The 13215-nt window shown below is 57.5% G+C and carries 9 protein-coding genes; 3 read left to right on the top strand and 6 right to left on the bottom strand.

Annotated features, from left to right (window positions below):
* The first annotated feature begins 33 nt into the window (after positions 1–33).
* Both recQ and yaaA read left to right on the top strand, forming a co-directional pair.
* Positions 34–2073: a DNA helicase RecQ gene (gene recQ, locus ACR0EO_RS12075; RefSeq protein ID WP_480690193.1), complete on the top strand. Its 2040-nt coding sequence runs from the start codon at positions 34–36 to the stop codon at positions 2071–2073.
* Between the two features lie 32 nt (positions 2074–2105).
* Positions 2106–2876 (top strand): peroxide stress protein YaaA, encoded by a 771-nt coding sequence (gene yaaA, locus ACR0EO_RS12070; RefSeq protein WP_480690192.1) that lies wholly within the window; start codon positions 2106–2108, stop codon positions 2874–2876.
* On the opposite strand, the gene ACR0EO_RS12065 is transcribed toward yaaA, so the two are convergent.
* Both ACR0EO_RS12065 and ACR0EO_RS12060 read right to left on the bottom strand, forming a co-directional pair.
* On the bottom strand, positions 2867–3325 hold the full coding sequence (locus tag ACR0EO_RS12065) for a VOC family protein (RefSeq protein ID WP_480690190.1): 459 nt from the start codon (positions 3323–3325) through the stop codon (positions 2867–2869). The two genes, yaaA and ACR0EO_RS12065, sit on opposite strands and share 10 nt — an antisense overlap.
* A gap of 9 nt (positions 3326–3334) precedes the next feature.
* Complete coding sequence (locus ACR0EO_RS12060; RefSeq protein ID WP_480690188.1) at positions 3335–5545, bottom strand: response regulator; 2211 nt, start codon at positions 5543–5545, stop codon at positions 3335–3337.
* 118 nt (positions 5546–5663) lie between these two features.
* Here ACR0EO_RS12060 and ACR0EO_RS12055 point away from each other — a divergent pair, with 118 nt between their 5' ends.
* Positions 5664–6512 carry a 2-keto-4-pentenoate hydratase gene (locus ACR0EO_RS12055; RefSeq protein WP_480690186.1) on the top strand — a complete coding sequence of 283 codons (849 nt, stop codon included), beginning with the start codon at positions 5664–5666 and terminating at the stop codon, positions 6510–6512.
* On the opposite strand, the gene ACR0EO_RS12050 is transcribed toward ACR0EO_RS12055, so the two are convergent.
* The 4 genes from ACR0EO_RS12050 to ACR0EO_RS12035 are packed head-to-tail and all read right to left on the bottom strand — an operon-like array spanning position 6513 to position 13190.
* On the bottom strand, positions 6513–8555 hold the full coding sequence (locus tag ACR0EO_RS12050; protein ID WP_480690184.1) for a hypothetical protein: 2043 nt from the start codon (positions 8553–8555) through the stop codon (positions 6513–6515). It abuts the gene before it with no gap.
* Positions 8552–11314, bottom strand: coding sequence for a DUF4159 domain-containing protein (locus ACR0EO_RS12045; protein ID WP_480690182.1), 2763 nt, complete (start codon positions 11312–11314; stop codon positions 8552–8554). The genes ACR0EO_RS12050 and ACR0EO_RS12045 overlap by 4 nt, the downstream gene beginning before the upstream one ends.
* Positions 11311–12186, bottom strand: a complete 876-nt coding sequence (locus ACR0EO_RS12040) for a DUF58 domain-containing protein (protein ID WP_480690180.1) — start codon at positions 12184–12186, stop codon at positions 11311–11313. Before ACR0EO_RS12040 ends, ACR0EO_RS12045 begins: the two co-directional genes overlap by 4 nt.
* On the bottom strand, positions 12183–13190 hold the full coding sequence (locus ACR0EO_RS12035) for an AAA family ATPase (protein ID WP_480690178.1): 1008 nt from the start codon (positions 13188–13190) through the stop codon (positions 12183–12185). The genes ACR0EO_RS12040 and ACR0EO_RS12035 overlap by 4 nt, the downstream gene beginning before the upstream one ends.
* Between the last annotated feature and the right edge of the window lie 25 nt (positions 13191–13215).

Genomic DNA, 13215 nt, shown 5'->3' with positions numbered 1-13215 from the left:
GCAGATAAACCTTAAAACAGGGCAACCCCGCACATGTTTGACGCCGCGCCTTTGCTGCGAGATGTCTTTGGATTCGACGACTTCCGCCCCGGTCAGGAAGAGATTGTCGATGCCGTGACCTCAGGCGAAAACGTGCTGGCCATCATGCCCACCGGGGGTGGTAAATCCCTGTGTTTTCAGCTGCCTGCGTTGTTGCGAGACGGGGTGACCATTGTGATTTCCCCACTGATCGCTCTGATGCGCGATCAGGTGCGCGGTCTGCAAGAGGCTGGTGTCGAAGCCGGCGCGCTAACCTCAGGCAACACACCCGAAGAAACCGATGCGGTGTGGGAGGCGTTAGAGGCCGGGCGGCTGAAACTGCTTTACATGGCGCCCGAACGCCTGGCCGCTGGGTCAGCGCTGGGGATGCTGCGCAGGATCAATGTCAGTCTGATCGCGGTTGATGAGGCACACTGCGTAAGCCAATGGGGTCACGACTTCCGCCCCGATTACCTGCGGATCGGAGAGTTGCGGCGCGCGTTGAATGTGCCGCTAGCCGCGTTTACTGCAACTGCAGATGCTGAAACACAGGATGAGATCGTCGAGAAACTCTTCGACGGTTCTGCCCCCCGCAAGTTTCTGCGTGGGTTTGACCGCCCAAATATCCATCTGGCCTTTGCCGCCAAAGACGGGCCGCGCAAACAAATCCTGGACTTTGCCGCCGCGCGCAAAGGCCAGTCGGGCATTGTCTATTGCGGTACCCGCAACAAGACCGAAGTTCTGGCCCAGGCTCTGCGCGCCGAAGGCCATGTGGCTTGCCATTACCACGGCGGTATGGATCCCGAGGATCGCCGTATCGTCGAAACCCGCTTTGCCCGTGAAGACGGTCTGATCGTCGTTGCCACTGTCGCCTTTGGCATGGGCATCGACAAACCTGATATCCGCTGGGTCGCCCATGCGGACCTGCCCAAGTCAATCGAGGCGTATTATCAAGAGATCGGCCGCGCTGGTCGAGATGGCGGTCCAGCCGAAACACTGACACTGTTCGGCCCTGATGACATTCGACTGCGCCGCTCTCAGATCGACGAAGGGCTGGCCCCGCCCGAACGCCGCATGGCTGACCACGCGCGGCTAAATTCCCTATTGGGGCTGGCCGAAGCTCTGGAATGCCGTCGCCAGACGTTATTAGGCTATTTCGGAGAGCAGGCCGAACCTTGCGGCAAATGCGATCTATGCGACAGCCCACCTGAGGTGTTCGACGGCACAACCCCGGTTCGCATGGCGCTGTCCGCAATCCTACGCACCGAAGAATGGTTCGGCTCGGGTCACCTTATCGATATCCTGCTAGCCAATGAGACCGACAAGATCCGCGCCCGACGTCATGACAACCTGTCAACCTGGGGCATCGGAAAGGAATGGTCCCGCCCGCAATGGCAGGCGATCTTCCGGCAGATGATGGGACACGATCTTGTCCGGCCCGACCCCGAACGCCACGGCGCCCTGCGCATGACCGAGGCTGCCAAGCCGGTCTTGAAAGGCGAAGCGCAAATCAATTTGCGTAAGGATACTTTGCGCAAGGCCACGCGCCGACCTGCAGTCAAAATGATGGTTTCGGAAGAAGATGCGCCACTGTTGAGTGCACTAAAGGCCAAACGGCGTGCGCTGGCGGAAACCGCGCGGGTTCCGGCCTATGTAATCTTTCCAGACCGCACCTTGATCGAGATGGCGGAAACACGTCCAGCGACGTTGGACGACATGGCCCGGATCAACGGCATCGGCGCGAAAAAGCTGGAACGTTACGGAGCAACGTTTCTGGAAGTCCTGACCGGAGCGGTCGAAGAATTGCACCCGGCGCGCCGTAAACTTGCCGGGCGCGATCAGGGAGAAATCTACGACCGTTTGCTCGAAGTACAGTCGCAATTATCCCGAGGACCGGACGGTATCGACAAACCGTTGACCTGTTCTGCATCTCAACTGGCCAAGGTTGCGCAGTTGCGGCCAGACGATCCACGTGGCATCGAACAGGTTCTGGGCGACCGCCGTCACGAAAGGTTTGGCGCTGCATTTCTGGACGTACTGCGACAGGCGAGCTAGATGTCCCGAACAGGCAAGGAAAGAGGGTGGATATGCTGGTAGTGGTTTCCCCGGCCAAGCGGCTGGACTGGACAGAACGGGACATTGAGGTCACCCAACCCGACTTTCAGGACGACGCAATTCGCCTGTCAAAAACCGCGCGCAATTTGACATTGGGTGATCTGAAAAAGCTGATGGACCTCAGCGATGACTTGGCCCGACTGAATCGCGACCGTTATCGCGCCTTTGCCGAGGCGCCTAACGTCGATGTCACGCGTCCCGCGGCCCTTGCTTTTGCCGGTGATACCTACCAAGGGCTTGAAGCCGCCTCGCTGGACGGCGAAGAAATGGCATGGGCACAGGATCACCTTCGCATCCTTTCGGGCTTGTACGGCCTGTTGCGCCCGCTGGATTCCATTCAGCCCTACCGCCTTGAGATGGGCAGCAAGCTGAAAACCCGTCGTGGTAAAAACCTGTACGAATACTGGCGCGACCAGTTGAGCAAAGCGTTGAATGCGCAAGGTGCCGAGATCGGCAGCGATGTTCTGGTGAACTGCGCCAGTCAGGAGTACTTTGGAGCAGTGGACCCAAAGGCGCTGAAACTGAGAGTGATCACTCCGGTCTTTATGGAAGACAAAGCCGGCGTTCCGAAAATCGTCAGCTTTTTTGCGAAAAAAGCGCGCGGCGCTATGGCGCGTTATGTGATTCAGCATCGTTTGACGGATCCCAAAGGTCTGCTGGACTTTGACTCTGGTGGCTATGAGTACCGCCCTGATCTATCGGATGAGGACAAGCCTGTTTTTGTGCGCCCGTATCAGTCCTGACCCAGCATGGATTTGTCATAGGCGACCAGCTCGACAGTATTTCCTTCGGGGTCTTCTGTGAAAATACCACGCCAGCCGATCCAGCCGAACTGCTCAACTCGGTAAGGCTGACCGATCTTGTCGTACCACTGCATCACTGCCTCTTGCTCGACAAAGGGCAACGAGAGCGCGATGTGATGCAGTGACGATCCAGACCCGGTAACAGGGGTTTCGTCACCGATTGGATGCAATCCCGGTCGCGGAGCAGCCGTATGGTGGAAAAGGGCAAGCACTTGTGTATGCCCCCCGACCCCTTCGGCAATTCGAAAAAAGGTGATGGAACTGTTGTGATCGCCCGTCAGACGCTCCAAACCAATCACGTTTTCATAAAACTCGACCATGTCGGCCATGTTGGCACAACGAATGGCTATCTCGCCCAAACCACGAGGGTGAAATCCACGATCAGACATGAATTTAACCTAGCCAGCCAAATCGCCCGCGGCAATGACTGGCAAAACCCCTTCGGGCTGATGGTCTAAGATCATCTGATGAATCTTCTTTTTTTGTAGTGGTTTGGTCAGATAGTGATCCAGTCCTGCGGATAGTATCCCCTGATCATCCCCGGCCATCGCGTGAGCGGTCAGCGCTACAATCGGCACATGGCGCCTCGTTTCGATTTCCCGTCGACGAATTTCCGCAGTGGCCTGTTTACCGTCCATTTGAGGCATCGAAATATCCATGAACACCAGATCCGGCTGGAATTTCTTATAGGCTTCCACCGCCTCAACCCCGTTGCATACGAAGTGCAGGTCTATATTCAGGTCTTTGACCATCTTCTTTAGGATTAGCTGATTGGTGCGATTGTCCTCGGCCGCCAATACACGCATCGGCCGCTGCATACTCTTGCTTCCCACAGATTTGGAAACGCCTGATGCCGGGCGAGGCTGATCCGTTGCTGACTTTTCTTGGCCAAGAGCCGTCAGTCGCGCATAAAGCTCGGCCCGCGGGATTGGTTTTTGAAGAACACCCTCGATCAGATGGCTTGCCGGATCGGAACAAACAACTCCGGGATTGGCTGACATCACCACAATTGGCAGATCTGTCCAACCACGGTCGTTTAGCGTGGTCGCTAGTTCCAGCCCGTCCATATCAGGTAAGTCGTAGTCACAAAGCAATAGGTCAACGCTGTCATCCATCGCAACCAAAGCTTCTCCTCCGGTCGCGCAAACCGTGACGCGCGATCCCAGCCGCCCCAACTGTTTAGAAAGGATGGCGCGGTTGACTGCAAGATCTTCAACGACAACCACATGGCGCAGACGCCCGGCCAAATCAGGTGGCGTAAGCTGAGGCCCTTCTGCAGTGGGAAGTGACACGCGAAACCCAAAGCATGAGCCCTGCCCCGGATCGCTTTCGACCCAAACTGTCCCACCCATCAAAGTGACCAGACGTTTGGTGATGGCCAAACCCAGCCCGGTACCCTCAAACTGACGGTTTTTCTCACCCTCAACCTGATTGAACTCACCAAAGATGTGCCCAACCTTGTCTGAGGCAATACCGATCCCCGTGTCTTCGATCGCTACATGAATATCACAGGTGTTGGTTTCAGTGTTCGGAACACCAGTTACGCGGATCAGAACATGGCCTGTGGAAGTAAATTTGACCGCGTTGCCCACCAGATTAGTAAGAACCTGACGAACACGTCCCGGATCGCCCACAAACAAGGTCGGCAGAAACAGATCATAGTCGACCAGTAGGGATAGCCCCTTGTCCCGCACTCTGGGTTGCAGCAACATCGCCACCTCCAGAATACAGCGTTCGAAGTCAAATTGTTCAGGGTGCAGGATCAACTTGTCCGCTTCGATTTTCGAATAATCCAAAACGTCGTTTATGATGACCAACAGCGCCTCACCAGAATTACGGATCGTGTTGAGATATAGGCGCTGCTCTTCGTCCAGTGGGGTCTCGGACAGCAACTCTGTCATACCCACAATGCCATTCATTGGTGTCCTGATCTCGTGGCTCATATTGGCCAGGAAGGCTGACTTGGCGCGGTTGGCCGCCTCTGCTCGCTCGCGAGCAGCCTCCATTTCGGCCTCATGCCGAACCGAAGTGGTGATGTTCAACCCCAGACTGACGACATCGCCGCCATTCCCACGCTGATCGATCATCTTGAAGTACTGGCCATTCCAAAGCTTAATAACGACCGGATCGGGATGCGGCTCATTCCAACGTCTAAGCATTCTGGCCCGCCAATCTGCGGCGGGTTCTGGCCCGATATCAACCAGACCTTCTTCGGTCAGAAGCTCTAGAATTCGCTCATAAGCAATACCCGACGCCACTTCATCCAGCCCTTGGAACAGCGAAAGGTACGCTTCATTCGCGCCAATAAGGCGACTTTGATCGTCAAAAAACGCAAAACCATCCTGAATGGTCTGAATCGAATGCCACAAACGGCGCTCGGCTACTTCGATCTTGGCATTCGCAACTGTCAGATCCGATTTGACCTTTTCGTTTTCATCACGAACCGTTTCCACCTCGGCCTGGGTTTCGCCAATACGCTTGGTCAAAGCCATGGCATGTAGGCCCAGCTTTCTGTTGGCGGCCGACAATTCGGCCTGCTTCATCTCCAAAAGCCGTTCTGCCGCCAGACGTGCGCGCCGTTCCTGTGCCAGTTTTCCTGCAAGACTCATCTGTACCGATCCCGGGATAATCCGAACGCAGCATCCCGACAGACCGTGAAAAAGTGCTTAAATCGTTGCTTTGGCTTTCAGGCACATGTCAGAGTTTTGCCCAACCGGGAGGTCAGCCATGCATTTCATTCGTTCCTTTTCCACCCTTTGCGCCCTAGCAATTTGCGGCCATGCAGCGGCCGAATGCGCCTCGGAGGCCCAGATTGACAGGTTTGTGCAGGATTACCTCACGAACACACCCACCGCGGCCCTTTCAGCGGACGGCTCTTTTGAAGACGCCTTATGCAGTCAGGCCAAGCTTGTAGCTGCTTTAGAGCCTCATATGGGGCCGATTGTCGGATACAAGGCCGGGCTGACCAGCAAACCCGCACAAGAACGGTTCGGAGCGTCTGAACCAGTGCGGGGCATCCTCTATCGAGATATGATGCTCGAAGATGGGGCCACTGTGCCATCAGACTGGGGCGCGCGTCCGGTTTTCGAAGCCGACCTCGTTTTGGTGGTTGGCGATGCGCAGATAAATAAGGCCACAACCCCAGCAGAAGTCGTTGAGAGCATTTCGACCATTCGACCTTTCATCGAACTTCCTGACCTGACTCTAGCCGAGGGGGAACCGATCACGCCCGTTACGTTGACAGCCATCGGTGTCGCGCCAAAATTAGGCGTATTAGGCTCTGAAATTCCGGTGGAGGATCCTTCGGCAATGGCACGCGCGTTGGCTGAGATGACGGTCACGCTCAGTGCAGCGGACGGAGAAGTATTAGCCGAGGCGCCGGGCGAAGCTGTTCTCGGGCACCCCGCGAATGCAGTTCTTTGGTTGATATCCAAAGGTATTGAATTTCAGCCCGGTGACCTGATTTCGGTCGGCTCGTTTGGCCCGCTGGTGCCACCCGCAAAAGGCAAAGGCGGCGCGTCAGTCACCTACACGGGGTTGCCCGGCGATCCAACGGTAAGCGTTGCGTTCGAATAATTAGCGCCGTCCCTCGCGCAGCCAGCCCCCAAGCAGGAATCCTCCGGCCAGCAGCAGCACCAGCCATGGCGGCAGCAGACCGGCTTGAGTCACGTCACGCGTTTCATAGGCGTTGCGTGGGGTCAGACCGATCCAACCGCGCCCCGAGGCCGGACGACCGGCCCGAACGTTGCGGATTGATGGCAAACCATTTTCAATTTCGATAACACCACCACGCATCGTGGCCAGCACCGGCTCTAGGACCTCGCCGGTTGCGATTGTTTGCTCGAACTCTTTTGGCGCAGCTGGTCCAAGGCCGATAACCGCCATCTGGTCGCCTTCCTGTAGACGATACAGCCCTATTTCCGGGCCGTAATACAGGGCTTCAAACCGCCCCGGGGTGACCTCTTCAAGCGTAATCTCCGCAGTTTCCCCGTTTGGACGCGTTACTGTGACCGGTCCGACGTTATCTTCCAAAGTCTGACGTATGACACGCATCACTCTGCCGTTGGCTTCAGCCCAAAGGGCTTCCTCCTCAAGCTCGGGCTCTTTCATCATCCAATGTGCCAGTCGGCGCAGCAGTTCCAGTTGAGGTCCGCCACCCTCGAAACCACGGCTCCAAAGCCAGGCATGATCTGATGCAAGCAGAGCCACGCGGCCTTCGCCAACACGGTCAAGCACCAGCAATGGCCGATCATCTACCCCGGTCATCAACAATTCACCCGACCGATGATTGACATCAATCTGGCGTAACCAAGCCCCCCAATCCTCAGAATCTCCAAGGTTTGTCGTAACCGGGTGACGATGCCCCTGATCCGTGACCGTGGGGACAAAACGTTCTTCAATCACCCGTGCCGTGGGTTGAGCCGGCAGAATCGGTGCCAGTGGAGAGCGGAAGATGCTGTCGGCGCTGGCAAAATCCGGTCCGGCTGCGATCAGAACCGCCCCACCGTCGTTGATATAGTTCGCGACATTGTCCAGATAAATCGCCGGCAGAATGCCGCGGCGTTTGTATCGATCAAAGATGATCAGGTCGAAATCGTTTATCTTTTCCAGAAACAACTCACGTGTCGGGAAAGCAATCAGGGAAAGCTCATCTACTGGCACGCCGTCCTGTTTCTCGGGCGGGCGCAGAATGGTGAAATGTACCAGATCGACTGAACTGTCAGACTTGAGAAGGTTACGCCATGTGCGTCCGCCAGGATGCGGCTCGCCTGAAACCAGCAAAACACGAAGGCGGTCACGCACACCATTGATCTGTATCAGCGCAGTGTTGTTGCGATCGGTCAGCTCACCTTCGGCCTCTGGAACGGTGAACTGAATGACATTGCGCCCCCCATGTGGCAGGACTATCGGCAATTCAACGTCGACACCGATCGGGATGGTAATCTGTTCGGGCTCTCCGCCGTCTACAGAAATCTCAAGCGGCGCCGAGGTAGCACCCGCAGGGACGGCACCGCTATCTTCGACCCGCAGCGTCAAGGTGACCGGCTCACCGATAATGGCGAAGGCTGGAGCGTTTTGAACAATCAGGCGCCGATCCCAGTCCGTCTCGTGCCCGGTTTGCAACAAGTGCATCGGTGCAGGCAGGTCAGGAGCCTGGTCGACATCATGCACAATACCGTCTGAGACCACGAGAATACCTGCGATCCTTGCGCGCGGCTCTTCAGCCAACGCAGTATTCAGCGCGGCCATGATCTGCGTGCCCTCGTCACCCTGGCCATCGCCGACCTTGATCCGCCGCAACTCTGTGTTTTCGCGGGATTGGATTTCGGCAGCCAACCCTTCAGCGACTTGCGCAGTTTGCTCTGCACGGTCCAAAAGCGTTTGGCTGGCGCTTTCATCCTCGATCATCAGAACGATGTCGGTCAGCGGCGCTCGATCCTCGATCTGGTAGACCGGGCCAGTCAGGGCAGCAATTACGATCAGAGCTGCCAGACCACGCAACGCCCAACCCGACAAGCCACGCCAAAGGGCCAGTATGACACCCAAGACCGCAATGGTCGCGACGATTGCCAGTACAGGCCATGGGATCAGCGGATCAAATATGACTGTTCCTGTCATTGTCCCAACCTGTCCAGAAGCGCAGGCACGTGGACCTGATCGGATTTATAATTCCCAGTCAGCACATGCATTACCAAATTGACCCCAAAACGATTGGCCAACTCGCGCTGGCGCTCGCCCGCATAGCCGCGCCCGACTGGCAACAAGGATTGCCCGTTGCGGTCAATCGCCCAAGCACCCGCCCAGTCGTTGCCACCAATAACCACCGGGGTCACGTTGTCATTAAGATTGCGAAATGGCATCCCCTCAATCTGTTCGGCATCCAAAGGAGCGGCTTCGACCCAGACCTCAGTACCCGAATAGCGACCGGGGAAATCTTGTAGCAAATAAAATGCACGCGTCAGAACGTGATCGCGGGGAACAGGCTCTAACGACGGTATATTCAGTGGCGCGGCGAGCTGCTGTAGCTTACGTCCATTGGGGCTAGCGGCACCAAAACGGGCAATGTCGGCATCCCGGGTATCGAAAAGGATCATGCCGCCGGACCGCAAATAGGCGTTGAGTTTGGTATACGCTTCTTCCGATGGTTGCGGTTGATCAGGGGTGATCGGCCAATAGAGCAACGGGAAGAAAGCCAACTCGTCACGTTCGAGATCAACCCCTAAGGGCTCGGCCGGTTCAACCGAAGTGCGATAGAATAATGTTTGCGCCAATCCACGCATACCGGCACCTGCAACATCATCTACCTGCGCGTTACCAGTCAGCACATGGGCCAGCACCAGTTCCTGTGTCGCATTCAGGGCAAACTCGGTATCTTCTGGAGTTTGCGCTTGCGCTTCTGGCACAAGCAGCATGGCCCCCAGTGCAACAGCAGCTGCCTTAGCCACACCAAGACGACCCGACAGGGCTAAAGACGCAATGACATCAACCGTCAACAACAGGAGGGCCAGGCTGAGCAAAATGCCACCAATCGGCGTCTCAGTACTTACTTCTTGCCCCTTGATCGGCACATCAGATGGCCAGGACACAGGGCGCAAGACCATGTCATCCGACAGGACATTCAATGCGAGCTTCTGTTTGCCGCTTTCGTACAAGCCTGGGCGCAGCTCCGGACCAATTTCTCCAGACAACAACTCGACCCCGTCCACACCGGCCAGATTGCCCGCATCGGACAACGCACCGAAACCATCCATGACTTGAATCGGCTCCCAAGTGGTCCCCTGTAGCTGGGATTCCTGGCGAGACTTAGCCGCTGAAGCGACCGCCAAGCGGTCCAACATCTCAACAAACAAACCCGACAGCGGCAGACTGGACCACTCGGCATCAGCCGTGACGTGGAACAGAACCACCTGCCCCAAACCCAGTGCCTTGCGCGTGACCAACGGCGTGCCGTCCGACAACGAGGCGATAGCCCGATCCGCCAGATTAGGGTCTGGTTGGGCCATAACTTGCGTTGAAACCGTCACATCTTCAGGAACCTGCAGACCATAGAAAGGCGAGTTCTCGGCAAACGGTGCCAACCCTTTGGCTTCGCCCCAGCTCATGGCACCTCCGACAGACCGCCCCCCGCTGCGCAACCGCACGGGTAGCAACGTATCCTCGGCATCGCGCCCGAGATCACTGGCGGCCATACGCGGGCCGGCAAACCGAAGCAAAAGCCCCCCCTGTTCAACCCACTCGACCAATGCAGTTTGCTCTGGAGTCGAGAGTTTTGCGACGTCGGCCAGTACAATCACATCCGGATTCGCAGGCAAAACCTCTGACAATCCACCATCCACAAAGTCGACGGTGGGTATCAAAACCTGCGTCAGATAGTGCAGAGGCGACAGAAGCTCCAACCCTTCGCGGTTTAGAGTCCCTGCAATAAGTGCGACCTCTCGTCTGCGCAGACTGTCATCGGTCAATGTTACGGCCCCAGCCGAACGCTGACCCTGAACTTCGAAACGCGTAATCCGCGCTCGCAGCTCGGATGGCAAAGCTAGATCCACCTGCGCCTGCGTTTCACCGTTTTCGAAAACCATTTCTACCGATTGCAAGACACGCATAGCACCCGCCGGATCGCGTCCTTGAGCCAAAACGGTAATTCGCTCGGTTGGACCTGCCCCATCTCGCAGGGATGTTAACTGGATAACCCCATCCTGATACGCAACAGGCAGCAGTGCGATCACCGAAGACTGCGCTTGGTACACCGACACTTCTCCTCGGCTCTGCAGCGCTGACAGGATTTCTTCATGCCCGTCATAGTCCAGTCGGTCACTGAACCAATGGGTATCAAAACTCCCGTCGACTTGGTTCAACGCGGCCAAGATCTGCTCTACCTGAACTTGGGTTGGTTGCCACGGCGTCGGAGCTAGACCCGGAAGTCGTCCGCGCCAATCCTCAGCCGATTGGAATACAGGAACTTCAGGGTCAGTCAGGCTTAGAATGGCAACAGTACGATTGGCCCGGCCCGCTTCGGCCAGCTGCGCGTCAATCTGATCGAGCGTTGAAGGCCAACGGGTTGCCCCGGCCCAGCTTGAATCCAGCACCAGCATCAGCGGACCCGAACCGGTCTGGTCACGTGACGGGTTAAGTACAGGCCCGGCCAGCCCGATGATGATTGCGGCGGCCGCCAGCATCCGCAGCAGCAAAAGCCACCAGGGAGTTCGGTCCGAGACACTCTCGTCGTCCTTCAGGCCCAACAGCAGAGTAACGGCCGGGAACAATCGTCTGATCGGTGCGGGCGGCACCGCGCGCAGGATCAACCACAGGATCGGCAGGGTCAAAAGACCCAGCAACACCCAAGGGGCGGTAAATCCGATGCCCGCCAAAATCGTCATCGCGTTCCCCCGTCAAGCGCGCGGTAGAGCCACAATAGAGCCGATTGCGCACTTTCACCGGTGTGATGCAGCCCCAATTGCCATCCGGTCGCTCGGCACAGTTGCGTTAGCGCATCCTTACGCTCTGCTAGACGCTCCAGATAACGGTCCCGCAAATCTCCGGCCTTGAGCGTTTCATGCCGAACCGAACCGCCAACACTTTCGAAAATTGTACGACCGCGATAAGGGAAAGTCTCTTCGCCCGGATCAAGGACTTGTAAGAGAACGCCTCGCACACCGCGATCTGCGGCCTTGGTCAAGGCCAACTCTACCTCGTCCAGCGGACCCAGGAAATCGGATATGAACACTGCACGCGCATGAGGAATCATGGCGCGATGTTCCGGCGGTGCATAATCCGAGTCCGCGTCTTCGGACCATGCCTGAGCCATTCGGATGATCTGCGCATTCCCTCGCCGGGGCGGTAAGGTGGTGCCGGTCAGCCCAACCCTCTCTCCACCACGCACGAGCAGGATGGCCGTTGAAAGGCCAAGCAGGCGCGCTCGGTCTGCCTTGGACGGCAGAGACTTGTCGGAAGAGAACCGCATGGATGCGCCCTGATCCACCCATAGCATGACGGACTGAGCAATCTGCCATTCGCGTTCCCGCACGAACTGCTGATCCCCACGCGCCGAGCGTCTGTGGTCGATCATCCGGCGGCTATCGCCGATCTGAGCCGGACGGTATTGCCAAAAATCATCGCCCAGGCCCGACCGTCTGCGCCCGTGGTCACCTAGCAACACTGTTCCGGCCAGATGTTCAGCACGTGCCAAAAGGGGCGGCAGCCGGGACGCTTCGGCCTCGGATCTTTCGCGAAGGGTCAGCGCGGCATTCACGCCGCAGCCTCAGTGCGGATCAGCCCGGCAGCGGTGGATTCAATCAGATCGGCAAGGCTGTCGCCACGCGCCCGCGCCGCGAAGTTCAGTGCCATCCGGTGGCTGAGCACGGGGCGGGCCATATCCAACACATCCTCGGCGTTAGGGGCCAACCGCCCTTGAAGCATCGCCCTTGCGCGCACTGTCATCATCAAAGCCTGTGCCGCACGAGGTCCGGGGCCCCAAGCCACGGTCTCGGCCACACGATCAGATACGCCCGCCTCGTCGGGGCGGAAGGCTCGGACCAAATCGAGGATCAGTTCAACCACCGACTCTCCGACAGGCATACGGCGCAGCAGAACTTGCGCGGCCAGCAGATCCTCTTTGCTAAAGATCTGATGCGCCTCGTCTTCTTCGACGCCTGTGGTCGCCAATAGGATGTCCCGCTCGGTCTGACGATCCGGATATTCTACATCGATCTGTACCAGGAAGCGGTCCAACTGCGCCTCGGGCAGCGGATAAGTGCCCTCCTGCTCAATCGGGTTTTGGGTGGCAAGCACGTGGAACGGCTCACCCAGCGAACGGTCCTCACCTGCTACGGTCACGGTGCGTTCCTGCATCGCCTGCAGGAGAGCTGATTGCGTTCGCGGACTTGCCCGGTTGATCTCATCTGCCATCAGCAACTGGCAAAAGATCGGGCCTTGAATGAAGCGGAAATGCCGCGAACCGTCATCCGCAGTATCCAAAACCTCGGACCCAAGGATATCGGCGGGCATCAGGTCAGGCGTGAACTGAATGCGGTTGCCATGCAGGCCCATTACGGTAGAGAGCGTTTCGACCAGACGTGTTTTGCCAAGTCCTGGCAGACCGATCAGCAGCGCATGTCCGCCGCATAGCAGCGCGGTCAGGGTCAGGTCCACGACCCTTTCCTGTCCGATAAAGCGACGGGTGATCGAGGACTTGGCCTCTTGCAGTTTAGTTTCCAGCGCTTCGATCTCGGACACGAGGTCGGCAGGTTCGGTCATGACTTTCCCTTCCGTGGACTATTAT

It is taken from the genome of Ruegeria sp. BE9 (genome assembly GCF_056538765.1).
This window is presented reverse-complemented; position numbering and strand designations above follow the sequence as displayed.